Origin of the sequence: Phenylobacterium ferrooxidans (assembly GCF_042714595.1) — a bacterium.
GTDB lineage: Bacteria > Pseudomonadota > Alphaproteobacteria > Caulobacterales > Caulobacteraceae > Phenylobacterium > Phenylobacterium ferrooxidans.
Genome location: NZ_JAOTJD010000026.1, coordinates 1 through 25654, shown reverse-complemented (window position 1 = coordinate 25654; position 25654 = coordinate 1). Strand labels below are relative to the sequence as shown.

Genomic DNA, 25654 nt, shown 5'->3' with positions numbered 1-25654 from the left:
GGGGAACGCCCCGGGCGCCTCACAAACCCGGCATGACCGACGACGACCACATGCGCGCCGCCATCGCGTTGGCCCGCACTCAGCTCGGGAAGACCGGCCTTAACCCCTCCGTGGGGTGCGTGATCGTGGCCGGAGGCGCGGTGGTGGGGCAGGGTGTCACCCAGGCTGGCGGCCGCCCCCATGCCGAGGAACAGGCCCTGGATCAGGCCGGGGAAGCCGCCCGTGGCGCCGTGGCCTATCTCACCCTGGAGCCCTGCGGCCAGAGGTCCACCGGAACGGCCTCCTGCTCGGAACGGCTGGTGGCGTCCGGGATCGCGCGCGTCGTCATCGCCTGCACCGACGCCTCAACCTATGCGTCGGGGCGGGGCACGGAAAGGTTGCGCACCGCCGGCCTCAAGGTGGAGCTTGGTTTGCTGGAGACCGAGGCTGGGAGCCTCTACGCGGACTACCAGCCGCCCAGGACTTAGCGATTCTTCACCGTGTTTTCGCTAAGTGGCGGAAACAGCGTGTTAATTGCGAGAACCTATTCTGGGGACAGTAAGTTCAGGGTCCCCCAGCCTCCCATGTCGCTTCAAACCGCAACCATCCAGGATCTCCAGCCTCTCACCCAGGCTGAGGTCGACGCCATCTGCGCCAAGCATGACCGGCTCTGGACCTCCAAACCCGGCGGCGCCCGGGCGGTGTTCGCCTGGAAGAATCTCACCGGCCTGGACCTGCGCGGGCGCAATCTGTGCGACGGCGATTTCACCGGGGCCATCCTTTCCGACTGCCAGCTGCAGGGCACCCGGCTGGACCACGCCAACCTGTTCGGCGCAGACCTGCAGAACGCCAATCTCACCGACGCCTCCATGCGCCGGGCCGACCTGCGCGGCGCCTGCCTGCGCAACGCCAACCTGACCGGCGCCGACCTCTTTGAATGCGACCTGCGCGAAGGCTCCATCGCCTCAGTGGACCGCGTCCAGGGCCTGAAGGTCATGGAGCACCAGAACCGGGCGGGCGAGATGCAGGGCGCCATCCTGGCCGGCGCCAACCTGGAGCGGTCGCGCCTGTCGGGCGTCATGGCCGTCCGGGCCGACTTCACCGACGCGGTTCTGAAGGACGCCAAGCTGGTCCGGGCCAATCTCAAGCAATGCACCCTGACCGGCGCCAACATGGCCGGCGCCGACCTTTCCGGCGCCGACCTGGCGGGCGCGGACCTGCGCGACTGCATCCTGGTGGGCGCCAAGACCTACTCCTGGAACATCAGCCAGGCCGACATGCGCGGCGCGCTTACCGACCAGCCCTCGGGCAAGGCGGTCTCCGACCTGCCCTATAAGACCATGATCCGCGACCACGCCCGCTGGTGCGAGACCGGCGGGGCGGAAGGGTCGCCGAGCGTGTTCGACAACGCCGACCTGCGGGCCCTGGAGACGGTCCGCGGCTTCAACCTGACGGCGCTCTCGGCCAAGGGCGCAGTGTTCTACGGCCTCGACATGGAGGGCGTGCAGCTTCAGGGCGCGAACCTCGAGGGCGCCGACCTGCGGGCCTGCAACCTGCGCCGCGCCGACCTCAGGGGCGCGCGCATGATGGGCGCCAAACTGGCCAGCGCCGACCTGCGCGACGCCCAGATGGGGCCCCTGCTGCTGGGGGGCGACCGCATCCTGCCCTGCAATCTCACCGGCGCGAGCCTGAAGAACGCCGACCTGGCGCGCGCCGACCTGCGCCACGTCCTGCTGATCGACGCCGACCTGAGCCGGGCCAACTTCACCAACGCCCAGCTGCGGCAGGCCAGTCTCACCGGCGCCCAGAAGTGGGGCGCCCGGGGCCTGGGCGAGACAATCTGATCACGTTGCGCCAAGCTTAAGGGTTCGGTTGCATCTGGGGTCTAAGAAATTCCCACAGATCGCCGTTCGCCAGAGCCTGTCCGCATGACCAACATCACCTTGTCCGGCCGAAGAAAGCTGTCCGCTGGCGAGATCGAGCTGATCGTCTCCGGCCATGAGAAGTTCATCGCCCGGCGGCCCGGCGGCAAGCGTGCGATCCTGAAGTTCGTCGATCTCTCCGGCGCTGACCTGGCGGGTCGTAACCTGGCGGACGCCGACGTCTCGGCTTCGATCTTCGACGGCGCCAAGATGGCCGGGATCAACCTGGAACGCGCCATCCTGTTCGGCTGTGATCTGCGCAAGGCCGATCTGCGCCGCGCCCGCCTGGTCCGCGCTGACCTGCGCGGCGCCTGCCTGCGCGGCGCCAATCTCTCCCAGGCCGACCTGACCCAGGCCGATTTCCGGGTTGGCCAGGTGGCCCTTCCGCATCCTTCCAAGGGCCTGGCCTCTGTGGTGCACCAGACCCGCGAGGGCCAGCTGGACAACGCCATCTTCGCCGGCGCGACCCTGGACGGCTCGCAGCTCAACGACGCCTCGGCTTTCGCCTCGGACTTCACCGACTGCTCCCTGAAGGGCGCCAAGATGTCCGGCGCGAACCTGAAGGACGCCAATCTGTCGGGCGCCATGCTGGACGGCGCCGACGTGGCCAACACCAATTTTGAGGGCGCCAACCTTTCTTTCGCAACGATCACCGGGGTCGACGTGGCCCAGGCCCGCACCTACGGCGCCAACATGTCCGGCGCCATCCGCGCCCCCACCGCGGCCGCCATCGAGCGGGCGGAGGAGCTGTTCGCCCGCGCCCAAAGCAATCACCTCTGGTGCCAGACCGGCGGCCGCGAGGGGAAGCCCGCCACCTTCGACAATGAAGACCTGCGCCCCTTGGCCGATCGCCTGCGCGGGCTGCGGCTCAGCGCCATGAGCGCCAAGGGCGCGATCATGGTCGGTCTTGATCTCACCGGCTCTCATCTGCAGGGCGCGCAGTTGGACGGCGCGGACCTGCGAGGGGTCTGCATGCGGGACGCCGACGCTCGCGGCGCGCGGCTGACCGGCGCCAATCTCACCAAGGCCGACCTGCGCGGCGCCATCTTCGCGCCCCTGCCGCTCAGCGCCACCCGCCAGACCGCCGCCAGTTTCGAGCGGACCAATGTTCGCTACGCCCTGGCCCAGGGGGCTGACATGACCGGTGCGGTGCTGGACGGCGCCGACCTGCGCGGTTGCGACCTCACCGACGCCCGGCTGAGCGGGGCCAGCATCCGAGACGTCCAGCTGTACGCCACCCTCGGCTTCGAACTCGCCCGCGCCGCCGCCTGAGCGTTCGCTGACGCTGCGTCAGCAGCGTAGCCTGACTTCCTGAATTCAGAAGGAGGCTCCCGTGCAGACCGTCAGCGTGGAAACCATCGGGCGCATCGCGGTCGTCACCATCGAGCGGCCGGACGCCCGCAACGCCGTCGACGCTCCCACCGCCCAGCAGCTCTACGAGGCCTTCAAAAGCTTCGACGCCGACCCCGACCTGGACGTGGCCGTCCTGCAGGGGCGGGGCGGGACCTTCTGCGCGGGCGCCGACCTGAAGGGGGTCAGCGAAGGACGCGGCAATCCGCTGCATCGCGAGGGCGACCTTGGCCCCATGGGCTGTACGCGGCTGGAACTGTCCAAGCCGGTGATCGCCGCCGTGGAGGGCCATGCGGTGGCCGGCGGCATCGAGGTGGCGGCCTGGTGCGACCTGCGGGTAGCCGCGGAAGGTGCGATCTTCGGGGTGTTCTGCCGCCGGTTCGGGGTGCCCCTGATCGACCTTGGCACCGTGCGCCTGCCGCGCCTGATCGGCCACTCCCGGGCCATGGACCTGATCCTCACAGGACGACCGGTCGAGGCGGCGGAGGCCTACGCCATTGGCCTGGCGAACCGGCTGGTCCCCAAGGGCGAGGCGCTGACGCACGCGATCGAGCTGGCGCAACAGCTCAGCGCCTTCCCCCAGGCCTGCCTGCGCAGCGACCGCGCCTCGGCCATCGCCCAGTGGTCGATGGATTGGCCGACCGCCACCACCAACGAGGTCGATCTTGGCCGTGAGACCCTCCGGTCAGGCTCGGCGGTTCAGGGGGCGGCCCGCTTCGCCGCCGGCGAGGGGCGGCACGGAGAGTTCTAGTTCGCGGGCCGCAGGGCGGCGCGCGTCTCGCCGGGGCTGACAACGGCGTCCTTGTCGGTGTCCAGGCGGGCGAAACGTTTGCGAGTGTGCGCCTCCACATCGGCCAGGGTGACCTCCCCGTCCGTGTCGGTATCGGCCCGCATCAGCCGGCCCCCGGCGCCCCAGCGGGGACCGGAGACCTCGCGGTCGGCCCGGCCCTGCTCCAATTCCTCGGTGGTCACCTTGCCGTCCTGGTTAAGGTCGGCCGTGGCGAAGCGCTCCCGGGCGCGCGCCAGCATCCCGTCCAGGGTCCGGGGCTCGGCCATGCCGCGCCCGGTGGCGGCGGGGACCGCTGAGGTCGTCGGATCGATCGCCGCGACGGTCTTCTCGACCTTGGGCGCGCACGCGGCGAACGCCATCAGCGCGAGGACGGCGGCGGCGGGAACGGTGCGGTTCATGATGTCCTTGGCGGAACCAGCCCGGAGGCCGCGAAAGGCTGAGGGCGATGGCGGGCGAGTTGTTGTTGGCGATGACCGAGACGATCAGGCCGGGCCATGGCCTGATCATGCAATCTGAATATGACATCATCGATCTGAGCCCTGGCTGAACGCCGGGTATCATCTTCAGTTCATTGTATTTCCTCTGCGAAACACTGTGCTTCACGGCGAATAAGATGAGGCGTCGTTGACCGTGGATCCGCGGCGAGGGTCACGGAAAAGGGCGGCGCGTCGCCGCGCCGCCCTTCCGGTCAGCCAGCCCGAGAGGGGGTCAGGCGGCCTTTTCACCTTCGATGAGGCCGGTGGCCTCGCCCGTGGCGATCTCGATCCGGCGGGGCTTGAGGGCCTCCGGGAGTTCGCGCTTCAGGGAGATGGCCAGCAGACCATCGGAGAGCTTGGCCTCGGTGACCACCACATAGTCGGCCAACTGGAACCGGCGCTCGAAGTCACGCTCGGCGAGGCCGCGATGCAGGAAGCGGCGCTGGTCGTCATTGGCGGCCTTGCGGCCTTGTACGGTGAGGAGGTTTTCCTTCACCTCGATGTTCAGTTCGTCGGGACGGAAGCCCGCCACCGCGATCTCGATACGGTAGGCGTTCTCGTCGGTGCGCTCGATGTTGTAGGGCGGATAGCCGGTGGCGGCGTCCGCGCTGGCGGTTTCAAGCAGGGCCGCGAGACGGTCGAAGCCGACGACGGAACGATAGAGAGGGGAGAAATCGACAGTACGCATGTGGGTTACATCCTTCTTGGCTTAAGCAAGGTTGCAGGTCAGGGATGCAGGCGTCGCACGCACCGAAGTCACGCGCGGCCTGGAAGGCCCGGAATTCCAGCGCCTTCGAGATCTTAGGTAGGCGCCTCTTTTCGGGCTTCAAGGGGGTTTGTTCTGACGCAAACGTCATGGCGCGGGGCCTTGCCACGGAAGGCTTGGCCATTAGGGTCGCGCCGTCCCAAACACCCTGAGGTTCGCTCGATGTCCGCCCGCTCGCTCGCCCTGCTCTCCGCCCTGGCCGTCATCGCCGTGGCTCCCGCCGCCCAAGCCGCGGAGGACAAGGCGCTGAAGGCCGCTGTCGCCGGCCCGGCCCGCACCGAGGCCAACACCGTCCGCGACGCCGCCCGCCACCCCTATGAGACCCTGACCTTCTGGGGCGTGAAGCCCAAGCAGACCATCATCGAGATTTCGCCGGGCGGCGGCTACTGGACCGAGATCTTGGCGCCCTACGCCAAGGCCACCGGCGGAACCTACATCGCCAGCGCCGCCGACCTCGACAATCCCAAGCTCTCCGACGGCGCCCGCAAGGGCCGCCAGGCCTTCGAGGCCAAGTACGCCGACGAGGCCAAGTTCGGGAAGGTCGGCTTCGTGAACTTCGGGGCCGAGTCCAAGCCCCTGGGATCGGCCTCGGCCGACATGGTGATCACCGCGCGCAACATCCACAACTGGCTCTGGCAGCCCCCGATGCTCGACAAGGCCATGGCCGACTTCTACGCCGTGCTGAAGCCGGGCGGAGTCCTGGCCGTCGAGGAGCACCGCTCCGATCCGCGGCCGCAGAACGCCGACGCCCGGGATGGCTACGTCTCCACCGCCAATGTGGTCGCCGCCGCCGAGAAGGCCGGCTTCAAGCTGGCCGCCTCATCGGAGGTCAACGCAAATCCCAAGGACACCAAGGATCACCCCTTCGGCGTCTGGACCCTGCCGCCGGTGCGTCGCAACACGCAGGGCGACAAGCCTGCCGATCCGGCCTTTGACCGGGCCAAGTACGACGCTATCGGCGAGAGCGACCGCATGACCCTGCGCTTCGTCAAACCCCGCTGAGCCGCGGAGTTTTGACCGTCCCGCCGACTGAGGCTACTCCGGTGGGGCGGTTCGCCAGGGGTTCGGGTTCGTAGATGCTCTCAGCAGTTTCCCTGTCGCGGCGCGCGATGATCGGCTCCACCCTGGCGCTCGCCGCCTGCGGCAAGAAGGCCGACAAGCCGCCCGCCGCGAAGGCCGGTCCCCTGACCCTGGAACAGGTGGTGGCCGGCGCCTGGCGCGACCCCCTCGACAAGGTCCGCGATCCCTGGCGACACCCCGTCGAGACGCTCCAGTTCTTCCGCCTGGCGCCCGGCCAGACGGTCGTGGAGTTCTGGCCGGGGGCCGGCTGGTACACCGACATCCTGGCGCCCTACCTGGCGGCCACCGACGGCAAGCTGTTCGCCGCCGACCTGCAGACCAACGATCCCGGCGAACCCGCCGCCGCCGAGATCGTGGCCGCCTACCGCCGCAAGATCCGCGCCCAGCCCAAGCTCTATGGCGACGTGGAAATCACCTCCTTCGGCCCCACCAGCGGCGCGGTGGCGCCGGCAGGCTCGGCCGACCTGGTCCTGTTCATGCGCAACTTGCACAACTGGATGGCGGCGGGCATCGCCGAGAAGGCCTTCCATGACGCCTTCGTGGCCCTGAAGCCGGGCGGGTCCTTGGGGATCGAGGAGCACCGCGCCTCGCCCGGGGTCGTGCAGGACGTGCTGGCCGCCGACGGCTACGTGCAGCAGGCCTATGCGATCCAGCTGGCCCAGGAGGCGGGGTTCATCCTCGACAAGACCTCGGAGATCAACGCCAACCCCAAGGACACCAAGGACCATCCCTTTGGGGTCTGGACCCTGCCGCCGGTGCGCCGTTCCTCGCCCCGTGGCCAGCCGGCGGACCCGACCTTCAACCACGCCAAGTACGACGCCATCGGCGAGAGCGACCGGATGACCCTGCGCTTCGTCAAGCCGACCTGAGGTCCATGGCCAATCCCGACACCTCTGAGATCGCCGCGGGCTTCGCCGCCGCCGGCTGTGACGGCGCCCTGCATGTGCGCGACCTCGCCACCGGCGCCGAGTTCGGCTTCGAGGCCGACCGTCCCGTGGTCCCGGCTTCGGTGTTCAAGGTCCTGGTGGCCCTGGAGTTCTACGCCCGGGCGGCCGAGGGGGAGATCGATCCGGCGAAGCAGGTCGACCTGCGCCCCGCCGTTGTGACGCCAGGCCCGGTGGGGATCTCCAACTTCCAGGATCCGGTGCGTCTGTCCCTGCGCGACCTGGCTGCGATGATGCTGACCCTCAGCGACAACGCCGCCACCGACCTGCTGATCGCCCGCGTCGGCCTCGACGCCATCAACGCCCGCGCCGTCAGTTGCGGCTGCCGGGAAACGCGGATCGTCAGCGACCTGAAGGCGATGCTGGACACCATGGCGGTGGAGCTGGAGTTCCGGAACTACGCCGAACTGCTGGCCGCCCAGTCCGGCAGACTGGGTCCCGCCGCCCACGCCGGAAGCACCGATCCGGGCCGCATCGCCGCCGTCGCGGCCCTCGACCCAGCGCGGGGTTCGCGGACCACCGCGCGGGACATGACCACCCTGCTGGCGGCCGTCTGGAACGACACCGCGGCCCTGCCGCCGGCCTGCGCGACGCTACGTGATGTGATGGGTCGCCAGGTCACGAGGCGTCTGGAAGCCGCCGTGCCGCACGGCGGCGCGCTCGCCGCCAAGAGCGGCGCCCTGTTCGGCCGCGTGCGCAACGAGGTGGGGGTGATCACCTGGCCGGATGGCGCGCGCTATGCCGTCGCCGTCTTCACCCAGGCGCACCAGCCCTTTGTCGGCGCCGCCGTCATCAACGCGCAGATGGCGCGCGCGGTGAAACTGGGGATCGAAGCCCTGTGGGCAGGCTAGCTGTCGGCGCCTTCCCCCGTGGACGGGGGAGACTTCAGAGCTGGGTCTTGTAGTCGGCCATGATCACCTCTTCGGTCACCGGAACCTTGCCCATGTTCAGCTGGTCGAAGATGACCTCCGCCAGGGTGGGCAGGGTCGAGCGGTCGACCTGGGCCTCGGCCTCCCACAGTCGGCCGCGCATGATCGCCTTGGGGCAGTGGAAGAAGGCCTCCTCCACGGCGATGGACAGCACCAGGCGCGGCGTCTTCCCGAACTCCACGAACTGAGCCAGCAGGTCCGGATCGGCGCTGGCGCTGGCGCGGCCGTTCACGCGGTAGACGTCGTCAAAGCCGGGGATCATGAACATGAACCCGATCCGCCCCGGTCCGGCCAGCAGGTTGCGGAGGGTGTCGAGGCGATTGTTGCCCGGGCGGTCGGGCAGGAAGATCGTCCGCCCGTCCTCGCTAACATGGACAAAGCCCGGCTCCCCACCGCGAGGCGAGACGTCGATCGACCCGTCGGCCCCCGCCGAAGACACCACGCAGAAGGGCGAGAGCGCGATGAAGCTCCGGCCGTGCCTGTCGACCGTGGTCAGGGCCTTGTCGATCACCAGCTTGCCCGGCTGGCGGTATATCTGGTCCAGGTCGGCGAGCTCGAGCGTCCTCATGGCGTTTCCCGTTCTTGCGAAGCGTTCTCAACTATGCGCGCCGGTCCCGCGATGTGCAAGATGAACGGGACCCGAAACGCCGGGTCAGACTTGAGCCACCTTGATGCGCTATTCTGTCAGCATCATTCGTTCGAGAGCTGGAACATGTTGCGAATCCTCACTGCTGGCCTGATCACCCTGGCCGCCGCGGCGCCGGCCCTGGCCCAGGAGTCCACGATCCAGCCCGGCTATTGGGAGGTGACCAACAAGGTTCAGGCGGTGATCAGCCAGACCAAGAAGGAGCGGCGCTGCATCACGCCGTCTGAGGTCGCCAAGTTCACCATGGGACCCAGCAACCGCCACTACGCCTGCACCTATCCGACCCGGGTCTTCCAGGACGGCAAGATCACGCTCAAGGGAACCTGCGCCAGCAAGAAGGGCCGTCAGGTCGCCATCGAGGCCAAGGGGAGCTATTCCCCCAGCACCTTCAAGTTGGTGGCCGATGTGGACACCACCTATGCCGGCCTGCCGCTCGGCGGTCGCTTCACCACCGATGCGCGCCGTCTGGGCGACGTCTGTCCCGCGCCGGTCAAGGCGGGCTGATCCGGAGGCCCTGAAACCCTTCGCTAACCCTGCGAAAAGCGTCGCCGTTTACATCATTCGCGCGAGAGGCGAAGGTGCCCCTCCATCCACCGGGAAGGGCCGAATCCTTGGCGAGCTTGCAGGAACTGACCGAACGGGTGCGGACGGGCGTGGGCGACGACTCCGGCCTCGGCAAGTCCGTGAAGTTCGACCTCAAGGGCGAAGGCTTCATCCACATCGACGGCGGGGTCGTCAGCAATGACGACAAGCCCGCCGACCTGACCATCACCATCAGCCAGAACGACATGAAGGCCATGGGCAAGCGCCAGCTCGACCCCATGACCGCGGTCATGAAGGGGCGCATGCGGCTGTCTGACATGGGCCTGGCCATGTCCCTGCAGCCCCAGGTCCAGCAGCTGTTCTCGAAGATGGTGGCCGACCATGGCTGAGGCCGCGCCCCTGGTCTCCATCCCCTCCGCCCCGATCCCGGCGGGCGGCGTCGCCGAATGGGTGGTCGGCTCGGGCGGCGCGAAGCTGCGTGCGGCGATCTTCAAACCCAAGGACGCTTCGCGGGGCTCGGTGGTGCTGAGCACCGGCCGCACCGAGCACATCGAGAAGTACTTCGAGGTGGTCGAGGACCTGATGGCGCGGGGCTTTACGGTCCTGGTCCAGGAGTGGCGCGGACAGGGCCTGTCCCATCGCGAGCTGCCCGACCGCCTGAAGGGCCACGCCTACGGCTACCAGACCTTCGTCGAGGACTATCACGCCATCCTGGCGGCCTTCGAGGCGCGCCTGCCCAAGCCTTGGATCGCGGTGGGCCATTCCATGGGCGGCTGCCTCACCCTGCTGGCCCTGGCCAAGGGCGAGTCGCCCCGCTTCGCCGGCGCCGTGCTCTGCGCGCCCATGTTGGGGGTGCGCACCGGAAACACCCCGCTCTACCAGGCCAAGCTGATGGCCGCCTGGAAGAGCCTGACCGGCCGTGGCGGCCAGTACGTGCAGGACACGCCTGCCGACCCATTCAGTGAAGTCTTCGAGGGCAATGTCCTCACCCACGATCCCGTCCGCTTCGCCCGCACCCGAGCTCAGGTGGCGGCCAATCGGGACCTGGCGCTCGGCAGCCCCACCTGGGGCTGGCTCGATTTCGCGTTCCGCGCCACCGCCTACCTCGCCAATCCCGCAAATCTGCGGAGCGTCAAGATCCCTGTGGTCATCGTTTCGGCCGGAGACGACAAGCTGGTCGTCGACGACGCACAACGATCGGTCGCATCACATCTGCCCGACGGCGAATTCGTCAGCGTGGCCGGCTCCTATCATGAGATTCTTATGGAAACGAACAACAAGCGCTCCGGCTTCTGGGCCGCTTTCGACTCTCTGATCGGCAAGATCACCGGCGCCAAGCCAGCCCCCGCCAAGCCCGCGCCCGCAGCGGCGGCGCCCGCGGTCGCGCCGGCGCCGGCGCCGACGCCTGCGCCCAAGCCCGCCCCGGCCCCTGTCGCCGCCGCGCCCAAGCGCGCCGCAGCTCCGAAGGCCGCAGCCAAGCCCGCGGCCAAGAAGCCTGCCGCAAAGGCCGCCGCCCCCGCCAAGGCCGCTGCGCCGAAGGCGGCCGCGAAGCCTGCCGCCAAGGCTGCGGCCCCCGCCAAGGTCGCTGCGCCGAAGGCTGCGCCCAAGCCGGCTGCAAAACCCGCCGCCGCGAAGCCGGCTCCGAAGGCCGTTGCCGCCAAGGCCCCCGAGAAGGCCACGGCTCCGAAGCCTGCCGCCAAGGCTGCGGCCAAGCCCGCCGCCGCCAAGGCCGCGCCGAAGGCTGCTGCGACGCCGGCCGCCAAACCCGCCGTCGCCAAGAAGCCCGCCGCGGCCAAGAAGCCTGCCGCCCCCAAGGCCGCGCCTAAGAAAAGCTGATCTTTACCGCTCACCCCGGCGAAGGCCGGGGCCCAGATCCTAAGGCTCTGAGCGTCTGGAGAAGGGTCTGGGATCTATCGGCGGACGCATCGCTCTACGACCTGGTTCCCGGCCTTCGCCGGGATGTGCGGAATGCTCGTTAGTTCGCCGACCGCCGCAGGGCGACCAGGGCCTCGTCGAGGCAGGCCCGGTCGCCGGCGATGACGATCTGGCCGCCCTGCTGGCCGACGGAGTTTCCTCGCCAGTCGGTGACCAGACCGCCGGCCCCTTCGATCAGGGGGATGGCGCTCTCGATGTCCCAGGATTTCAGGCCAGCCTCGATGACCATGTCCATCGTGCCCGCCGCCACCATGGCGTAGGCATAGGCGTCGCAGCCCAGCCGGGCGAGCTTCGCCGCCGCGCGGACCTGGGTCCAGGCGCCCAACTCGGCGCCGCTGAAGCAGCCCTCGGGGTCCGTGGTGGCGATGATGGCGTCGGTCAGTTTCGGACAGGCGCGCACCTTCAGCACCTTCTCGGTCCCGCGCGCGATCAGGCGCGAGCCCCCGGCGTGGCCGATGTAGAGCTCGCCGATATAGGGCTGGCCGATGGAGCCGAGCACCGGGCGGCCCTCGTGCCGCAGCCCGATCAGGGTGGTCCAGACCGGCAGGCCGGCGATGAACGCGCGGGTCCCATCGACCGGATCCAGCACCCAGACAAACTCGGCGTCCGGGCGGTCTTCGCCGTACTCCTCACCGATTACCCCGTGGTCCGGATAGTGCTCGGTGATCAGCTTGCGGATGGCCGCCTCCGCGCCCTTGTCGGCGGCGGTGACGGGGTCGAACCAGATGGCCGTGCCCTTGTCCTCCAGACCGTGATCGGCCCGGAACAGCGGGGCGATGACCTCGGCTGAGGCGCGGTTCAGGTCGATCAGAAAGCTGTCGAGAGCAGCGAGACGGTCGGGAGCGAGCATGCACCCGCTTTATCCCGCCGCTCGCGCTTCCGATATCCCCCCAGATACTGAAGCGGGGGCTTTAGACGGCCTCGTGTTCGCCGTTGAGCGACTTGGCGAGGTCCAGCAGCCGGCGGCGCGGACGCTCACCCAGCTGGTAGTAGGCGCGGATCAGGTCGAGGGTTTCCTTGCGGGCGAACATCTCGCCCCCGCCGTCGCCTTCGTTGGCCGGTTCGCGCTGGGCCAGTTCCGAGAGGCCGTCATAGAAGTAGCCCACCGGCACTTCCAGGGCTTCGGAGAGCTGCCAGAGGCGCGCGGCCGAGATGCGGTTCGCGCCGCATTCGTACTTCTGGATCTGCTGGAACCGCACGCCGCAGGCGCCGGCCAGTTGTTGCTGGGTCAGACCCAGAAGACGGCGGCGCCGGCGAAGGCGCTTACCGAGATGAACGTCGATGTCGTTACCCATGGGATGCACCGCCCCCTTCTTCGTATCTGTTGGCGCCCGTCCCAAAGCGAGACGGTCTGGCCTGAAACCGGCAAGTCGCGCGCCAGGGGACTCCGGCTCGCGTTGCACGGATCGGGGCGCGCGTTTAGGAGGGGGCATGGCGGAGACGCGACCCTCCCTGGCCCAGCACGTCGTCTGGCGGCTCGAGGCCCTGGCCTATGACCTGGTCACCGGCCTGGCGCGGCTGTTCCCCATCGATGCGGTGTCGGACTTCGGGGCCTGGCTGTTCCAGCGCCTGGGGCCGCTGACCAGCACTCACAAGGTCGTGCAGACCAACCTGCGCATCGCCTTCCCCCAGGCCGACGAGGCCGAGATCGCGCGCCTGACCCGTGAGAGCTGGGCCGAGGCCGGGCGGGTGGCCCTGGAATTCCCCATCCTCGACAAGATCGTGGGCGACCCGACCCGGGTCGAGGTGGTGAACGCCGAGCGGCTGAGGCAGATCGCCGACAGCGGGGAATCGGTGGTGTTCATCTCGGGCCACTTCTCCTCGATGGAGGTGATGCCCGCCGCTATCGTCCATGCCGGGATCACCTGCCAGATCACCTATCGGGCGATGAACAACCCCCATGTGGACGAGAGCTTCCGCCGCAGCCGCTTCCGCTATGGCGTCCGGCTGTTCGCCCCGAAAGGGACCGAGAGCGCCCGCGAACTGATCCGGGCCCTGGGGCGGGGCGAGTGCGTAGCCCTGATGAACGACCAGAAGTTCAACGGTGGGGTGGCCGCGCCGCTGTTCGGCGTCACCTGCTACACCGCGCCAGGACCCTCCAGCTTCGCCCTGCGCTTCGGTATTCCGCTGCAGCCCATGTCGGTGCAACGCACCCACAAGGCGCGCTTCAAGGTGGTGGTTCACGACCCGATCCACCTGGCCAACACCGGTCACCGCAATGAGGACATCGCCGCCGGCGTCGCCCAGGTGAACGCTTTCATCGAGGACCGCATCCGCGACCGGCCCACCGAATGGTTCTGGGTCCACAAGCGCTGGCCCAACGAGGTCTACAAGCGGAGCCGCAAGTGAGCGGGGCCCTGAACGCCATCCAGCGCATGGACGCCCTGGCGGCGGGGCAGGGCGGCTTCTTCTATCCCTGGACCTCGAATCTTGGCGCCGGCGACGGCGAGGAGGCCTATGCGGAGCTGGTGGAACGCCATCTGTCGCCGAACCTGACCGTGCTGGAGGCCGGCTGTGGCCACGGCCCCGACGTGCTGCGCTTCGCCCCCCAGGTGGCCCGCTATGTGGGTTACGATTTCTCGGAAGGCTTCGTGCGCATCGCCCGCGAGCGGGCCGACCAGGCGGGGCTGAAGGACGTCGAGCTGATCTGCTCGAACTCCAGCGCGGGCGCCAATGGCGGCCGGCCGCGCATCCCCATGGGCGACGCCAGCGTGGACCTGATTGTGTCCCGGCGCGGCCCCACCAACTTCATCCTCGACGCGCCCCGCGTGGTGCGGCCCGGAGGCTGGCTGATCCAGCTCAATCCGGCGCCGTCGCCGCGCCATGCCTGGGACGACGAATTGCCGGAGGACCTGCGGTCAGAGCCCGCCCGGGACTTCGACATCGCCGGCCACATCTCAGGCCTGCTGGCGCAGGCGGATCTGGCCTTGCATTCGGGCTGGAGCTTCGATGTGCCGGAGCATTTCACCGACGCACGCCAACTCTACGCCTACCTGGCCTGGAACCAGTTCCATGGCCTGGGGCTGCGCGCCCAACCCCTGGAAAGCGCCTTGCCGTCCCTGCAGGCGGTGATGGCGAAACATGCGGGACCAGAGGGGCTGGACCTCCGGCGGCGGCGCTATCTGTGGTGCGCTCGCATCGCTTGACGGTGACAGGGTGGCAGCCCGCGCGGGGCCGATCAAGCCAAGCTATTGTGCTTTGCCAGGCCGCCGGACGTCGCCGATTTTCCGGTCATGACCTCAGATATCCATGGCGACTGGCACGGTGTCCTCGACACCGGCGCGGTGAAGGTGAAACTCGGGTTTCGGCTCGACGGCGACACGGCGTGGCTCAACACCCGCGCCGCCGGGGTTCTGGAACTGCCGCTGGCCCGGGACGGCCAGAGGGTCGCCTTCGGAAGCGTCCCCTTCGATATCGTGCTCGACCTGCAACGGGTAGGCGAGAGGCTGGAGGGGACCTGCTTCCACAACGCGGTCGATTTCCCGGTGAGCTTCGCGCCTGGCCTGGCGGCGCCAGCCGTCCACGCGGCCCGGCCGCAGACGCCCGCGCGGCCATTCCCGTATGAGACCGAAACCGTCACCTTCACCGGCGCTGACGGCTCCAAGCTGTCGGGAACCCTGACCCGGCCGTCGGAGCCTGGCCCGCATACCGCCCTCGTCCTCTCCTCCTGGTTCGGCCAGACTGACCGGGACCAGATGGTGGCCGGCCACAGGCCCTTCGCCCTGTGGGCCGACCAGTTGACCCGTCGCGGCTTCATCACCCTGCGCTACGACAAGCGCGGTGTCGGCGCCTCCGAGGGCCGTTTCGACACCGCCACGACGGCGGACTTCGCCGCGGATCTCGCCTGCGCCGTCGCCGTCCTGCGGAACCGGACCGACATCGGCGTCGTGGGCCTGCTGGGCCACAGCGAAGGCGGCCACATCTCGGCTGACCTCGCCGCGGCCGACCCCACCATCGCCTTCTGCGTGATGATGACCCCCACCGGCGTGCCCGATGAGCTCATCCTGGAGGCCGAGATGTTTAACGCCGCGCGGGTTGTGGGCGGCGTCCCCCGCGACTTCGATCGCACCGTGCGCTTTGTCCGGGCGCTTTCCGAAGCCTCCAAGGCCCCGACCGCCGGAGAGACCGTGACCCTCGCCAGGGAGATCCTGGCGGCGGAAGCCTATCCGCCAGAGCGCCTGGACAGCCGCGCCGCCATCGCCGCCTCGCCCTGGCGCCGCTACTGGGCCACCTACGACCACACGGCGGGCCTGCGGGGCCTGACCTGCCCGGCCCTGGTGGTGTTCGCCGGCATGGACCTGCAGACTCCGCCAAGGGCCCACGCGGCGAAGATCATGGCCGCCAATCCATCGGCCAACGTCGTGACCCTGCCAGGCCTCAACCACTTCCTGCAGCCGGCGATCACCGGCGCGCCATCGGAGTACGGGGAGATCGAGACCACCCTGGACCCGTCGGTCATCAAGGCCGTCTGTGATTGGATTGTCGAGGTTGGCAGGCCCTAGAGCATGATCGCTTGAGACGGAACCGCGCAGCGGTCCCGGCTCAGGCGTGAATCATGCTCTCGCTTATATCTGGAGCCTGATCCACCGCATCGGCGGAATCGCGAAGCGATTCCACCTCAACGGATCAGGCTCTAGGCCGGCGTCCTCGCCCCGACCATCAGGGTCGGGTCCAGGTTCCGCCCGCGCCACTTCATGCGCCAGCAGAGGTGGGGGCCCGTCGCGCGGCCCTCCTTGCCCACGGCGCCGATCACCTGACCCTGGCTCACCATCTCGCCGCGCCGGACGTCCACCCGCGACTGGTGCAGATAGAGGCTGATCAGGCCCTGGCCATGGTCGATCATGGTCAGGCCGCCCTCGAAGTGCATGCCGGTCTCGGCGAAGGCCACGACGCCGGCCGCCGGTGAGCGGATCGAGGCGCCGGCCGGCGCGGCCAGGTCGGCCCCGTAGTGGGGCGTGCGGGGTTCGCCGTTCAGCACGCGCTGGCCGCCGAACCGACCGCTGATCCGGTACTTGGCCAGAGGCGCGATGAAGCCGGTCTTGAACCCGTCCAGGTCGGCGCGGCTGGCGAAGCCCTGGGCCTTGCGGCCCGCCTCAGCCCGGATGCGGGCCAGCAGGGCCTCGCCCGTAGGGTTGACCTGGTTATTGGCCAGGCCGCCGATCCGCTGGATGTCGAAGTCGCCGGGCGCGATCTGGGCCATGTGGCTGGCCTCGCCGTCGGCATTCACCACGCGGATGATCGCCTGGGGCTCGGCGTCGCGGTCGAAACCGACGATGAAATAGCCGGCCTCCGAAGCCAGGCCCTCATCCACCCCGTTCACGAAGACCCTGGCGCGGGGGCTGGTGCGGCCGATGGCGAAGCCGCCCTGCTGGTAGCGGCCGGTCAGCAACAGCCCGGGCCCGGCGGCGCGCGCCGGGGTCCAGAGGCTGATCGCCCCGAGACCCAGAAGGGCGCCGCGCCGGTTCAGCGGTTGGTCGCCTGCCAGCGGGCCAGGCTCTCGGCGGGGCCGGCATAGGCTTCCTGCAGCGGCGCGCTCCAGTAGCGCAGGGCCTCCAGCGGCACCTTCACCCCGGAGACGGCGCAGACCACATAGCGGCCCGGCTTCAGGACGACGAACTCGCCGTCGCCATAGTGGACGACAGCCAGGTCGGCGGTGGATCCGGAAAGGTCATGGGCGTTCATGGGCGCCATCTTAAACGAGAGGGTGGCCTCAGAACAGGTCGCCCTGCGCGGAAGGTGTCGCGGGCGGCTTGGGCGCGCGGACGGCGCGCGCTGGGGCAGGTGGCGGCTCAGGCGCGGCGGTGGGCGTGCCGTCGATAGTGGCCTCGCGCGTCGTGTCGGCGAAGACCAGGCTCACCCCCTCGCCGCTGCGCAGGGATGCGCCGTCCAGGGCCAGGGAGCCATCGGCCCGGATCACCTTGGCGAAGCCCCGGCGAGGCGGGGCCTTGGGGTCGAGGGGCGCCAGCAGCTTAGCCTGATAAGCCAGCCGCTCGGTCATCCGCTCCAGGCCGCGGGCCAGGGCTGGCTGCAGGCGGATAAAGGTTCGGGCCAGAGCCTGGGCCCGCTGCTCCTGCGGACGCTGAAGCAAGGTCGGGACCAGGCGGGCGGCGGCGCGGCTCAGCTCGGCGCGGTGAGCCGCGACATTGCGTTCGAGGCCCGCCGCGAGGCGTGGTGACACGCCCGCCAGCCGCTCGGCGCGGGCTTGCTGGGGCCGCTGCAGCAGCCCTGGCGTCAAGCGTGAGGTGGCGCGGATCAGCTGTGTGTCGTGGATCGCGAAGTTGCGGTCCAAAGCGGCGGCCAACCGGCTGGCCGTTAGATTGAAGCGCTGGGCGGCCATTTCCACGAGGTCTCGAACCCGGTCCAACGCCCGCTTGGCGTTGGCCACTCGCTGCCGGCGATCCTCGACGATGCGGCCGCCCTGGCGGTGCAGGCGCGACGTCAAATCGAGGGTGGCGGCGCGCAGCTCGGCCAGGACGGGCGTGGCCATCTCGGCGGCCGCCGTCGGCGTCGGCGCGCGGCGGTCGGAGACGAAGTCGATCAGGGTGGTGTCGGTCTCGTGCCCCACCGCCGAGATCAGCGGGATGGTGCCGGCGGCCACCACCCGGGCCAGGCCCTCGTCGTTGAAGGCCCAGAGATCCTCCACCGACCCTCCGCCGCGCGCCACGATCAGCACGTCGGGGCGGGGCACGGGTCCGTCGGGGGCCAAGGCGTTGAAGCGCGCGATGGCGTTGCTCACCTGGGCGGCGGCGGCGTCCCCCTGGACCACGCACGGCCAGACGATCACCCGGCAGGGCCAGCGGTCGCGGATGCGGTGCAGGATGTCGCGGATCACCGCCCCGGTCGGGCTGGTGATCACGCCGACCACCATCGGCATAGCGGGCAGGGGGCGTTTGCGCGAAGTCTCGAACAGCCCCTCGGTCTGGAGCCTGGCCTTCAGCCGCTCCAGCTGGGCCAGCAGGGCGCCGACGCCCGCGGCCTCCATGGTCTCGATGACGATCTGATAGCGGGAGCCGGCGGGGTAGGTGGTGATCTTGCCGGTGACGATCACCTCCAGCCCCTGCTCGGGCCGGACCGACAGGTTCTTCACCGAGCCCTTCCACACCACCCCGTCGATGGCGGCGCGCTCGTCCTTCAGCGTGAGATAGACGTGGCCGTTGCCGTGGTGGGTGACCTTGGACAGCTCGGCGCGCAGACGGACGAAGCCGTAGGCGTCCTCAAGCGTGCGCTTGAGCGCGAACGCGAGTTCCGAGACGGAATAGGCTTTGGCGTTTGAGTCGGTCGACTCTGGCGCGAGATCGGTCATGCAAAGAGATTAGCGAGGGCTGGATCGAAACCCAAACCCTCGCCCGCTCTCCAAGCGTGAAACTAGATGTAGCGGCGCAGCGAACGGGCCAGTTCGTTGGGGCCCGAGCGCTTCTTGGCCTGGGCCGGCTGATAGGCGACCCGGGCGTGTTCGGCGCAATAGGGGCCGTCATCCTGGCGGCGGCCGCAGAAGGTGAAGCCATCGGTGGAGGGATCGCCGATCGGCCACTTGCACATGTGGGCGCCGAGGGTCAGCACGGTGGCCGAGCCGGGGGCCTCGTCGATATAGCGGACCGGAGCCGGCACGGGCGCCTGGGCCACCAGGGGCTCGGCGATGCGGCGCGGGGCGGCGGGTTGCGCCACGGCGCGTTGCGGACGCGGGGCCTTGAAGACCGGGCGGGCGGGCTTGGAGGGGGTGGCGCGGCCCGACAGTCCCAGCCGGTGGACCTTGCCGATCACCGCGTTGCGGGTGACCCCGCCAAGCTGCTTGGCGATCTGGCTGGCGGACAGGCCGTCCTGCCAGAGCTTCTTGAGATTTTCGACGCGTTCGTCTGTCCAACCCATGGTCTTGCTCCGCGTGTCCTGGTTCCATCAGCCCCGCGCGGCAGACCCAGGATCAATATGTTGTGGCAGCGCGCTACTCACGACATCACCAACTACCAGATATCGTAAACAGATCCTTAAGACCCACAATAGGCGCCCCTGTCTTCATCCACAGGAACCACATATAGCGTCGGAAGGCCGCACTCTTGCGCTTCCCGCGGCCTGGGCGCACATGAGCGCCCATGAAGGATATGCCCGACGCCGCAGCCGTTATGCCGCCCGAGCCCCGGGACTATCACGGGGTCAACTGGGCCGGCTTGCGCACCCTCTATCTCCGCGAGATCCGCCGGTTCTGGAAGGTGGGTATGCAGACCCTGGCGGCCCCGGTGGTCACCGCACTGCTGTACATGATGGTCTTCGTGGTGGCCGCCCAGGGCGCGAGGGTCCCGGTCCATGGCGTGGCCTTCGCCACCTTCGTGGCGCCCGGCCTGATCATGATGCAGATCCTCAACAACGCCTTCGCCAATTCGTCGTCGAGCCTGCTGCAGGCTAAGATGAACGGTCTGACCGGCGACTTCCTCACCCCACCTCTGACGCCCCTGGAGCATGTCGCCGGCTTCGCGCTGGGCGCCGCCACCCGCGGCATCGTGGTGGGCGCGGTCACCTGGCTCGCCGTCCTGCCCTTCGCCGACCTGCCGGTCACCCACCTCTGGGCGATCCTCTATTTCGGCGCCGGCGCCTCGATGATCCTGGGCCTGCTCGGCGTCATGGCCGGCCTCTGGTCGGAGAAGTTCGACCACATGTCGGCGGTGACCAACTTCATCATCATGCCCATGACCTTCCTGTCGGGCACCTTCTATCTGGTGGAGCGCCTGCCCGAGCCCTTCCGCTCGGCCAGCCACTACAACCCGTTCTTCTATCTGATCGACGGCTTCCGCTATGGTTTCATCGGCCACGCCGAGGGCTCGCTGATCGCCGGCATGGGCATGACCGCCGGCCTGGTGATCGCCTTCAGCTGCATCTGCCTGTGGATGTTCGAGACCGGCTACAAACTCAAGACCTGAGCGCGTCACACACCGGTCGTCGCCCAAGAATATTGACAGAGCGGGGTTCGAAGACGAAAACGTCGAGCCTTCCTGTCCCCGCCGCCACGCGCCGGGGACGCTTCTCTTTTGGGAGGTATCCCCAGTGACTGAAAAGACCGCGACGCAAGCCGCGCCCGTCCCCAGCGATCACATCATGGGCGTGTACAACCGCACCCCGCTGGCGTTCGAGCGAGGCGAGGGCGCGCGACTTTTCACCACCGACGGGGAGGCCTACCTCGACTGCATGGCGGGCATCGCCGTCAACGCGCTCGGCCACGCCAATCCCAAGCTGGTGCAGGCGGTGAAGGACCAGGCCGAAAAGCTCTGGCACGTGTCCAACATCTTCACGATCCCGGGCCAGGAAAAGCTCGCCAAGGTGCTGACCGACGCGACCTTCGCCGACGAGGTGTTCTTCACCAACTCCGGTGCCGAGGCCATCGAGTGCGCCATCAAGACCGCGCGTAAGTATCACTGGGCCAAGGGTCACCCGGAGCGCATCGACATCATCGGCTTCGACGGCTCCTTCCACGGCCGCACGCTGGCGGCGGTGAACGCCTCGGGCAACAAGGCCTACCTGGAGGGCTTCGGCCCGCCGATGCCGGGCTTCATCCAGGCCAAGTTCGGCGACATGGAGGCTCTCAAGGCCCTGGTCGGCCCCACCACCGCGGCGATCATCGTCGAGCCGGTGCAGGGGGAGGGCGGCGCGCGCTCCCTCACCGAACAGCAGCTCCAGGCCCTGCGCCGCCTGTGCGACGACACCGGGACCCTGCTGATCTATGACGAGATCCAGTGCGGCCTGGGCCGGACCGGCAAGCTCTTCGCCCATGAGTGGGCCAAGGACGCGGCGCCCGACATCATGGCCATCGCCAAGGCGCTCGGCGGCGGCTTCCCGGTCGGCGCCTGCCTGGCCACGGCCGAGGCCGGCCAGGGCATGACGGTCGGCTCGCACGGCTCCACCTACGGCGGCAACCCCCTGGCCATGGCCGTGGGCTTGGCGGCCATGGAGGAGCTCAACAGTCCCGAGCTCCTGGCCCACGTTCGTGAAGTGGCCGGCTATTTCGTGCAGCAGCTCTCTGGCCTGCAGGAACGCTTCCCCGACGTGGTGGAGGATATCCGCGGCAAGGGCCTGCTGATCGGCATCAAGCTGAAGACGCCCAACCGCGAGTTCATGCAGCATGCCCGCGACCAGCACATGCTGATCGCCGGCGGCGGCGACAACTGCGTGCGCCTGCTTCCGCCGCTGACGCTCACCCTGGAAGAAGCCCAGGAAGCCATCTCGAAACTGGAAGCGTCCTGCGAAGCGGCGCGAACCTCGGCGAAAGCCGCGGCCTGATTTAACTCCGCTCATCCCGGCGAAGGCCGGGACCCAGATTAGGACTTCTCGCTCTCAGGATGAACCTGGGCCCCGGCCTTCGCCGGGGTGAGCGGGATTTGGGGGATCCCCAATGACCCAAGTCAGACACTTCCTCGACCTCTGGCGGATACCCCCCGCCGACCTGCGCGTGATCCTCAATGACGCCAAGGCCCGCAAGGCCGCGCGCAAGGGCTGGACCCAGGGCCGCATCGACGCCGACGCGCCCGGCGCCGAGCGGACCCTGGCCATGATCTTCGAGAAGAACTCCACCCGCACCCGCTTCTCCTTCGACGCCGCCATGCGCCAACTCGGCGGCAATGTGATCATCTCCACGGCCAACGACATGCAGCTGGGCCGCGGCGAGACCATCGAGGACACCGCCATGGTGCTCTCGCGGATGGTCGATGCGGTGATGATCCGCGCCAACCGTCACACCGATCTGGAGACCTTCGCCGAGGTCTCCAAGGTGCCGCTGATCAACGGCCTGTCGGACAAGAGCCACCCCTGCCAGATCCTGGCCGACCTGCTGGCTTTCGAGGAGCGCTGCGGGTCAGTTGAAGGTAAAACGCTGGCCTGGATCGGGGACGGCAACAACGTCTGCTCGACCTTCATCCACGCGGCGCCCGTGTTCGGGTTCAAGCTGAAGATCGCCAGCCCCGCCAGGTACCATCCCGACCGCGTCGATCTCGCCCGCGCCGCCGACTTGCAGGGCCGGATCGAGGTGAGCGACAATCCGCTCGAGGCCGTCATCGGCGCCGACTGCGTGATCACCGACACCTGGGTCTCCATGGGCGACACCGATCGCGACGACCGGCTGGCGGCGCTGGGCCCTTATCAGGTCACCGAAGCCCTGATGGAAAAGGCCAATCCCGGCGCGGTCTTCATGCACGACCTGCCCGCCCACCGGGGCGAGGAGGTCACCGGCGAGGTGCTGGACGGTCCCCGCTCGCTCGCCTGGGATGAGGCCGAGAACCGCATCCACGCCCAGAAGTCGATCCTGGCCTGGTGCTTCGGCGCCATCGGCTGATCTGCCACGCTCGCAAAGCGGCGGGCCTTTCCCTATATGGCCCGCCCATGAGCATCGACACCACCGCCGCCCCCGACGACCTCGTCGCCCCCTTCCAGATCGAGGGTGAGCCCGTGCGCGGCCGCCTGGCCCGGCTGGGCGCCGCCGTGGACGAGATCCTGGCGGCCCACGACTATCCCGAATCCGTCGCCAACCTGCTGGGCGAGGCCTGCGCGCTTGCCGCCCTGGTGGGCTCCAACCTGAAGTTCGACGGGCGGCTGATCGTCCAGGCCCAGGGCGACGGCCCGGTCCGCTACGTCGTGGTGGACTACGACACCGACGGCGCCCTGCGCGGCTATTGCCGCTACGACCCCGACGCCGTGGCCAAGGCGGCCCAGGGCTTCGTGCGGCCGGGGGCCAAGACGCTATTGGGGGAGGGGGTCTTCATCATGACCGTCGACCAGGGCGCCGACATGGACCGCTACCAGGGCATCACCACCATCGAGGGCGAGACCCTGGCCCTGTGCGCCGAGCAGTACTTCGCCCAGTCGGAACAGACCCCCACGCGGGTGCGGCTGGCGGTGGGCCAGGCCGATCTGGGCGACGGCCTGCGCTGGCGGGCCGGCGGCATGCTGATCCAGAACATAGCCGAGGACGAGAACCGTGGTCCGACGGCGGAGGCCTGGGTCCGCACCCAGGCCTTCTTCGAGACCATCGGCGAGGACGAACTGATCGACCCCACCATCTCGGCCGAAACCCTGCTGTTCCGCCTGTTCCACGAGGACGGGGTCCGGGTCTTCGAGGCCAAGCCGCTGAAGGCCTTCTGCCGCTGCTCCCAGGACCGCATCGAGAGCGTGCTGACCTCGTTCTCGCCCGAGGAGCGCGCCGAGATGGTGGAGGACGACGGCCTGATCAAGGTGACCTGCGAGTACTGCTCCAGCACCTTTTCCGTCGACCCGGCGGATTTGAAGGCTGAGGCCTGACAACCCTCCCCCATCGAGGGGGAGGGTTAAGGCCTCAGGCCGCGTCCAGGGCCCGTTCGACGTCGCGGATCAGGTCCCCCGACCCCTCCAGCCCCACGCTCATCCGCACCCAGCCCTCGGTGAGGCCGATGCTCAGGCGCTCGGCCTCCGGCATGGAGCGGTGGGTGGTGGTGGACGGGTGGGTGGCCATGGACTTGGCGTCGCCCAGGTTGTTGGAGATGTCGACGATGGCGAGCGTATCGAGGAAGCGCCAGGCGGCCTCGCGGCTGCCCAGGTCGAAGGCCACGACGCTGCCGCCGCCGGACATCTGGTTGGCGATGATGGCGGCCTGGGGGTGGTCGGGGCGGCCGGGATAGATCACCTGCCGGCACTTGGCGTGCGCGCCAATGGCGTCGGCCACCTTGGCGGCGTTCTCTGTCTGGCGGGTGACCCGCAGCTCCAGGGTCTCCAGGGCCTTGACCAGCACCCAGGAATTGAACGGCGACAGCGCCGGCCCGGTGTGGCGCAGCAGGTCCTTGTAGCTCTCGGTCATCAGCTCCGCGCCGCCGAGGATCGCGCCCCCCAGCACCCGGCCCTGGCCGTCGATATGCTTGGTAGCCGAATAGACGACGATGTCGGCGCCCAGCGCCAGCGGCTTCTGGAAGAGCGGGGTGGCGAAGACATTGTCCACCACCAGCTTGGCGCCGGCCGCATGGGCGACGTCGGCGACGGCCCCGATGGCGGTCACCTCCAGCAGCGGATTGGCGGGCGTCTCCACCAGGAAGGCCTTGGTGTTGGGCCGCACGGCGTTCTTCCAGGCCTCAATGTCGGTGGCGTCGACGAAGGTCACGTCCACCCCGTAGCGGGGCATCAGTTCCGACAGGATCCAGCGGCAGGATCCGAACAGGGCCCGGCCGGCCACGATGTGGTCGCCGGCCCGAACCAGGCCCTGCAGGGCCACATGCACCGCGGCCATGCCCGACGCGGTGGCGCGGCACTGCTCGGCGCCTTCCAGCAGCGCCAGCCGGTCCTCGAACATCTGGGTCGTGGGGTTGCCGAAGCGCTGGTAGATGAAGCCCGGCTCCTCGCCGGAAAACCGCTTGTCGGCCGCGCTGGCGCTCTCGTACGAGAAGCTCTGCGTCAGGAAGAGGGCCTCGGAGATTTCGCCATAGGGAGAGCGGGCCATACCGCCGCGCACCAGCTTGGTCTCTTGCTGCCAGGTGTTCGGATCTTCGGCCATGGGGCGCTCCTCTAAGACGTCCGCAGAAAGCGCCTTCGCGCGCCAAACCGGAATCCAGTTTTCCTGCGAAAGCCTTCAGGGAGGGCGGCATCAACCTCACGGCGCGCCTCGGGGTCAAGCTTCACCGTTCGCCGTCTGGCTGAATCGGCTTCCGACTTGCCCAAAAACACGGCAACCTCAGCTCAACTATAGGGAGGACACCACCTAATGCCGCTCAATATGCTGTTTCGCCTTCTCGGCCTGATCCTGGTTGTGCTGGGCCTGCTCAACGTCGCCATCGGCTTCCTGCCGGCCTCGGTCCTGGCTTCCATTCCGAAACAGCTGATGCTGGTGGAAGGATTCGCCCAGTCGGTGAGCCTGCTCGGCCTCGGCGCCATGATATATCTGCTGGCCGAGATCGCCGCCAAGCGTCCCGCCAAGAGCTACTAGACCGGCCATGCCGGTCAATTTCGCGATCCGGGTCTTCAGTCTGCTCCTGACCTTCTTCGGGGCGCTGAACCTCGTGATCCTGGCCCTGTCGGACCATCTGCAAAGCTGGGTTCCGGCGGTGCTGCGCCCGGCCGCCAACTTCGGTGAGGCGCTCGCCCTGTTTGGGGTGGGCGCCGCCATCGCCATGCTGGCCGAGATCGCCGCCAAGGTCGGACGGGGTAAGCACTAGGCGGAGGGGGGCGGGGGAGGAGAGGCCCTAGCCCCTACCCTACCGCTCACCCCGGCGAAGGCCGGGATGTGGATTCTCGTTCGAAGTGCAACACCCTGGAGAAGGCCTCGGCTGGGGTGTGGAAGTCCAGGCACTGTCTTGGGG

At 68.7% G+C, this 25654-nt stretch carries 29 protein-coding genes; 19 read left to right on the top strand and 10 right to left on the bottom strand.

Annotated elements, in window-relative coordinates:
* Nucleotides 1-32 precede the first annotated feature (32 nt).
* The 4 genes from OCL97_RS13950 to OCL97_RS13935 all read left to right on the top strand — a co-directional run bounded on the left by OCL97_RS13950 (nucleotide 33) and on the right by OCL97_RS13935 (nucleotide 4002).
* Nucleotides 33-467 (top strand): bifunctional diaminohydroxyphosphoribosylaminopyrimidine deaminase/5-amino-6-(5-phosphoribosylamino)uracil reductase RibD, encoded by a 435-nt coding sequence (locus OCL97_RS13950; protein ID WP_377370551.1) that lies wholly within the window; start codon nucleotides 33-35, stop codon nucleotides 465-467.
* Between the two features lie 96 nt (nucleotides 468-563).
* Entirely contained in the window at nucleotides 564-1823 is a 1260-nt protein-coding gene (locus OCL97_RS13945) for a pentapeptide repeat-containing protein (RefSeq protein ID WP_304781008.1), read from the top strand.
* Between the two features lie 84 nt (nucleotides 1824-1907).
* Nucleotides 1908-3173 carry a pentapeptide repeat-containing protein gene (locus OCL97_RS13940; protein ID WP_305338945.1) on the top strand — a complete coding sequence of 422 codons (1266 nt, stop codon included), beginning with the start codon at nucleotides 1908-1910 and terminating at the stop codon, nucleotides 3171-3173.
* 61 nt (nucleotides 3174-3234) lie between these two features.
* Complete coding sequence (locus OCL97_RS13935) at nucleotides 3235-4002, top strand: crotonase/enoyl-CoA hydratase family protein (protein ID WP_377370550.1); 768 nt, start codon at nucleotides 3235-3237, stop codon at nucleotides 4000-4002.
* Here OCL97_RS13935 and OCL97_RS13930 read toward each other — a convergent pair.
* Together OCL97_RS13930 and OCL97_RS13925 are read right to left on the bottom strand one after the other, a co-directional pair.
* Entirely contained in the window at nucleotides 3999-4439 is a 441-nt protein-coding gene (locus OCL97_RS13930) for an EF-hand domain-containing protein (RefSeq protein WP_377370549.1), read from the bottom strand. The genes OCL97_RS13935 and OCL97_RS13930 overlap by 4 nt on opposite strands.
* A 310-nt stretch (nucleotides 4440-4749) precedes the next feature.
* Complete coding sequence (locus tag OCL97_RS13925) at nucleotides 4750-5205, bottom strand: Hsp20 family protein (RefSeq protein WP_304780997.1); 456 nt, start codon at nucleotides 5203-5205, stop codon at nucleotides 4750-4752.
* Nucleotides 5206-5445: 240 nt separating this feature from the next.
* Here OCL97_RS13925 and OCL97_RS13920 point away from each other — a divergent pair, with 240 nt between their 5' ends.
* The 3 genes from OCL97_RS13920 (at nucleotide 5446) to OCL97_RS13910 (ending at nucleotide 8158) form a co-directional block, all read left to right on the top strand.
* On the top strand, nucleotides 5446-6285 hold the full coding sequence (locus OCL97_RS13920; protein ID WP_377370548.1) for a class I SAM-dependent methyltransferase: 840 nt from the start codon (nucleotides 5446-5448) through the stop codon (nucleotides 6283-6285).
* A 74-nt stretch (nucleotides 6286-6359) separates the two neighbouring features.
* Nucleotides 6360-7232 carry a class I SAM-dependent methyltransferase gene (locus tag OCL97_RS13915; protein ID WP_377370547.1) on the top strand — a complete coding sequence of 291 codons (873 nt, stop codon included), beginning with the start codon at nucleotides 6360-6362 and terminating at the stop codon, nucleotides 7230-7232.
* 5 nt (nucleotides 7233-7237) lie between these two features.
* Entirely contained in the window at nucleotides 7238-8158 is a 921-nt protein-coding gene (locus OCL97_RS13910) for a serine hydrolase (RefSeq protein ID WP_377370546.1), read from the top strand.
* A 34-nt stretch (nucleotides 8159-8192) separates the two neighbouring features.
* Here OCL97_RS13910 and OCL97_RS13905 read toward each other — a convergent pair whose 3' ends face one another.
* Entirely contained in the window at nucleotides 8193-8804 is a 612-nt protein-coding gene (locus OCL97_RS13905) for an MSMEG_1061 family FMN-dependent PPOX-type flavoprotein (protein WP_377370545.1), read from the bottom strand.
* A 144-nt stretch (nucleotides 8805-8948) separates the two neighbouring features.
* Between OCL97_RS13905 and OCL97_RS13900 the strand changes: the two genes are divergently transcribed.
* From OCL97_RS13900 to OCL97_RS13890, 3 genes are all read left to right on the top strand, one after another.
* Nucleotides 8949-9386 carry a DUF3617 domain-containing protein gene (locus OCL97_RS13900; RefSeq protein WP_304780984.1) on the top strand — a complete coding sequence of 146 codons (438 nt, stop codon included), beginning with the start codon at nucleotides 8949-8951 and terminating at the stop codon, nucleotides 9384-9386.
* Nucleotides 9387-9493: 107 nt separating this feature from the next.
* Nucleotides 9494-9814 carry an SCP2 sterol-binding domain-containing protein gene (locus OCL97_RS13895; protein ID WP_304780982.1) on the top strand — a complete coding sequence of 107 codons (321 nt, stop codon included), beginning with the start codon at nucleotides 9494-9496 and terminating at the stop codon, nucleotides 9812-9814.
* Nucleotides 9807-11261: an alpha/beta fold hydrolase gene (locus tag OCL97_RS13890; protein ID WP_377370544.1), complete on the top strand. Its 1455-nt coding sequence runs from the start codon at nucleotides 9807-9809 to the stop codon at nucleotides 11259-11261. Before OCL97_RS13895 ends, OCL97_RS13890 begins: the two co-directional genes overlap by 8 nt.
* 139 nt (nucleotides 11262-11400) lie before the next feature.
* Here the strand turns inward: OCL97_RS13890 and hisN are convergent, their stop codons facing one another.
* The gene (hisN, locus tag OCL97_RS13885) at nucleotides 11401-12210 is read right to left on the bottom strand and encodes a histidinol-phosphatase (protein WP_377370543.1); all 810 of its coding nucleotides are present in this window, start codon (nucleotides 12208-12210) and stop codon (nucleotides 11401-11403) included.
* 61 nt (nucleotides 12211-12271) lie between these two features.
* Nucleotides 12272-12655: a helix-turn-helix domain-containing protein gene (locus OCL97_RS13880; protein ID WP_215906474.1), complete on the bottom strand. Its 384-nt coding sequence runs from the start codon at nucleotides 12653-12655 to the stop codon at nucleotides 12272-12274.
* Between the two features lie 136 nt (nucleotides 12656-12791).
* Here OCL97_RS13880 and OCL97_RS13875 point away from each other — a divergent pair, with 136 nt between their 5' ends.
* The 3 genes from OCL97_RS13875 to OCL97_RS13865 all read left to right on the top strand — a co-directional run bounded on the left by OCL97_RS13875 (nucleotide 12792) and on the right by OCL97_RS13865 (nucleotide 15862).
* A complete protein-coding gene (locus tag OCL97_RS13875) occupies nucleotides 12792-13709 on the top strand; it encodes a lysophospholipid acyltransferase family protein (RefSeq protein WP_377370542.1) in 918 nt (305 codons plus the stop codon).
* Nucleotides 13706-14506 (top strand): class I SAM-dependent methyltransferase, encoded by an 801-nt coding sequence (locus OCL97_RS13870; protein ID WP_377370541.1) that lies wholly within the window; start codon nucleotides 13706-13708, stop codon nucleotides 14504-14506. The genes OCL97_RS13875 and OCL97_RS13870 overlap by 4 nt, the downstream gene beginning before the upstream one ends.
* An 87-nt stretch (nucleotides 14507-14593) precedes the next feature.
* Entirely contained in the window at nucleotides 14594-15862 is a 1269-nt protein-coding gene (locus OCL97_RS13865; protein WP_377370540.1) for an alpha/beta hydrolase, read from the top strand.
* Between the two features lie 131 nt (nucleotides 15863-15993).
* Here OCL97_RS13865 and OCL97_RS13860 read toward each other — a convergent pair whose 3' ends face one another.
* The 4 genes from OCL97_RS13860 to gcrA all read right to left on the bottom strand — a co-directional run bounded on the left by OCL97_RS13860 (nucleotide 15994) and on the right by gcrA (nucleotide 19226).
* Complete coding sequence (locus OCL97_RS13860; RefSeq protein WP_457852598.1) at nucleotides 15994-16749, bottom strand: M23 family metallopeptidase; 756 nt, start codon at nucleotides 16747-16749, stop codon at nucleotides 15994-15996.
* Nucleotides 16750-16823: 74 nt separating this feature from the next.
* Entirely contained in the window at nucleotides 16824-17042 is a 219-nt protein-coding gene (locus OCL97_RS13855) for a DUF2093 domain-containing protein (RefSeq protein ID WP_215342380.1), read from the bottom strand.
* Between the two features lie 28 nt (nucleotides 17043-17070).
* The gene (gene xseA, locus OCL97_RS13850) at nucleotides 17071-18663 is read right to left on the bottom strand and encodes an exodeoxyribonuclease VII large subunit (protein ID WP_377370539.1); all 1593 of its coding nucleotides are present in this window, start codon (nucleotides 18661-18663) and stop codon (nucleotides 17071-17073) included.
* 62 nt (nucleotides 18664-18725) lie between these two features.
* Nucleotides 18726-19226 carry a cell cycle sigma 70 cofactor GcrA gene (gene gcrA / locus OCL97_RS13845; protein ID WP_215342376.1) on the bottom strand — a complete coding sequence of 167 codons (501 nt, stop codon included), beginning with the start codon at nucleotides 19224-19226 and terminating at the stop codon, nucleotides 18726-18728.
* Nucleotides 19227-19447: 221 nt separating this feature from the next.
* On the opposite strand from gcrA, the gene OCL97_RS13840 reads away from it, so the two are divergent.
* From OCL97_RS13840 to OCL97_RS13825, 4 genes are all read left to right on the top strand, one after another.
* Nucleotides 19448-20269, top strand: a complete 822-nt coding sequence (locus OCL97_RS13840) for an ABC transporter permease (RefSeq protein ID WP_304780957.1) — start codon at nucleotides 19448-19450, stop codon at nucleotides 20267-20269.
* Between the two features lie 175 nt (nucleotides 20270-20444).
* A complete protein-coding gene (locus OCL97_RS13835; RefSeq protein WP_377370577.1) occupies nucleotides 20445-21623 on the top strand; it encodes an aspartate aminotransferase family protein in 1179 nt (392 codons plus the stop codon).
* A gap of 112 nt (nucleotides 21624-21735) precedes the next feature.
* Entirely contained in the window at nucleotides 21736-22671 is a 936-nt protein-coding gene (gene argF / locus OCL97_RS13830) for an ornithine carbamoyltransferase (RefSeq protein WP_377370538.1), read from the top strand.
* A gap of 47 nt (nucleotides 22672-22718) precedes the next feature.
* Nucleotides 22719-23633: an Hsp33 family molecular chaperone gene (locus tag OCL97_RS13825; RefSeq protein ID WP_377370537.1), complete on the top strand. Its 915-nt coding sequence runs from the start codon at nucleotides 22719-22721 to the stop codon at nucleotides 23631-23633.
* 34 nt (nucleotides 23634-23667) lie between these two features.
* Here OCL97_RS13825 and metZ read toward each other — a convergent pair whose 3' ends face one another.
* Nucleotides 23668-24852 (bottom strand): O-succinylhomoserine sulfhydrylase, encoded by a 1185-nt coding sequence (metZ, locus tag OCL97_RS13820; protein ID WP_377370536.1) that lies wholly within the window; start codon nucleotides 24850-24852, stop codon nucleotides 23668-23670.
* A 219-nt stretch (nucleotides 24853-25071) separates the two neighbouring features.
* Here metZ and OCL97_RS13815 point away from each other — a divergent pair, with 219 nt between their 5' ends.
* Entirely contained in the window at nucleotides 25072-25281 is a 210-nt protein-coding gene (locus OCL97_RS13815; RefSeq protein WP_377370535.1) for a hypothetical protein, read from the top strand.
* Nucleotides 25282-25288: 7 nt separating this feature from the next.
* Nucleotides 25289-25510, top strand: a complete 222-nt coding sequence (locus OCL97_RS13810) for a hypothetical protein (RefSeq protein ID WP_377370534.1) — start codon at nucleotides 25289-25291, stop codon at nucleotides 25508-25510.
* Nucleotides 25511-25654 lie beyond the last annotated feature (144 nt).

Bases quoted from the DNA above. Each gene is read 5' to 3' on its own strand.
- xseA (WP_377370539.1), bottom strand. From the start codon at position 18,663: ATGACCGATCTCGCGCCAGAGTCGACCGACTCAAACGCCAAAGCCTAT.
- OCL97_RS13925 (WP_304780997.1), bottom strand. From the start codon at position 5,205: ATGCGTACTGTCGATTTCTCCCCTCTCTATCGTTCCGTCGTCGGCTTC.
- OCL97_RS13875 (WP_377370542.1), top strand. From the start codon at position 12,792: ATGGCGGAGACGCGACCCTCCCTGGCCCAGCACGTCGTCTGGCGGCTC.
- gcrA (WP_215342376.1), bottom strand. From the start codon at position 19,226: ATGGGTTGGACAGACGAACGCGTCGAAAATCTCAAGAAGCTCTGGCAG.
- OCL97_RS13910 (WP_377370546.1), top strand. From the start codon at position 7,238: ATGGCCAATCCCGACACCTCTGAGATCGCCGCGGGCTTCGCCGCCGCC.
- OCL97_RS13840 (WP_304780957.1), top strand. From the start codon at position 19,448: ATGAAGGATATGCCCGACGCCGCAGCCGTTATGCCGCCCGAGCCCCGG.
- OCL97_RS13920 (WP_377370548.1), top strand. From the start codon at position 5,446: ATGTCCGCCCGCTCGCTCGCCCTGCTCTCCGCCCTGGCCGTCATCGCC.
- OCL97_RS13825 (WP_377370537.1), top strand. From the start codon at position 22,719: ATGAGCATCGACACCACCGCCGCCCCCGACGACCTCGTCGCCCCCTTC.
- argF (WP_377370538.1), top strand. From the start codon at position 21,736: ATGACCCAAGTCAGACACTTCCTCGACCTCTGGCGGATACCCCCCGCC.
- OCL97_RS13950 (WP_377370551.1), top strand. From the start codon at position 33: ATGACCGACGACGACCACATGCGCGCCGCCATCGCGTTGGCCCGCACT.
- OCL97_RS13945 (WP_304781008.1), top strand. From the start codon at position 564: ATGTCGCTTCAAACCGCAACCATCCAGGATCTCCAGCCTCTCACCCAG.
- OCL97_RS13815 (WP_377370535.1), top strand. From the start codon at position 25,072: ATGCTGTTTCGCCTTCTCGGCCTGATCCTGGTTGTGCTGGGCCTGCTC.
- OCL97_RS13930 (WP_377370549.1), bottom strand. From the start codon at position 4,439: ATGAACCGCACCGTTCCCGCCGCCGCCGTCCTCGCGCTGATGGCGTTC.
- OCL97_RS13865 (WP_377370540.1), top strand. From the start codon at position 14,594: ATGACCTCAGATATCCATGGCGACTGGCACGGTGTCCTCGACACCGGC.
- metZ (WP_377370536.1), bottom strand. From the start codon at position 24,852: ATGGCCGAAGATCCGAACACCTGGCAGCAAGAGACCAAGCTGGTGCGC.
- OCL97_RS13810 (WP_377370534.1), top strand. From the start codon at position 25,289: ATGCCGGTCAATTTCGCGATCCGGGTCTTCAGTCTGCTCCTGACCTTC.
- OCL97_RS13890 (WP_377370544.1), top strand. From the start codon at position 9,807: ATGGCTGAGGCCGCGCCCCTGGTCTCCATCCCCTCCGCCCCGATCCCG.
- OCL97_RS13835 (WP_377370577.1), top strand. From the start codon at position 20,445: ATGGGCGTGTACAACCGCACCCCGCTGGCGTTCGAGCGAGGCGAGGGC.
- OCL97_RS13855 (WP_215342380.1), bottom strand. From the start codon at position 17,042: ATGAACGCCCATGACCTTTCCGGATCCACCGCCGACCTGGCTGTCGTC.
- OCL97_RS13915 (WP_377370547.1), top strand. From the start codon at position 6,360: ATGCTCTCAGCAGTTTCCCTGTCGCGGCGCGCGATGATCGGCTCCACC.
- OCL97_RS13905 (WP_377370545.1), bottom strand. From the start codon at position 8,804: ATGAGGACGCTCGAGCTCGCCGACCTGGACCAGATATACCGCCAGCCG.
- hisN (WP_377370543.1), bottom strand. From the start codon at position 12,210: ATGCTCGCTCCCGACCGTCTCGCTGCTCTCGACAGCTTTCTGATCGAC.
- OCL97_RS13900 (WP_304780984.1), top strand. From the start codon at position 8,949: ATGTTGCGAATCCTCACTGCTGGCCTGATCACCCTGGCCGCCGCGGCG.
- OCL97_RS13880 (WP_215906474.1), bottom strand. From the start codon at position 12,655: ATGGGTAACGACATCGACGTTCATCTCGGTAAGCGCCTTCGCCGGCGC.
- OCL97_RS13940 (WP_305338945.1), top strand. From the start codon at position 1,908: ATGACCAACATCACCTTGTCCGGCCGAAGAAAGCTGTCCGCTGGCGAG.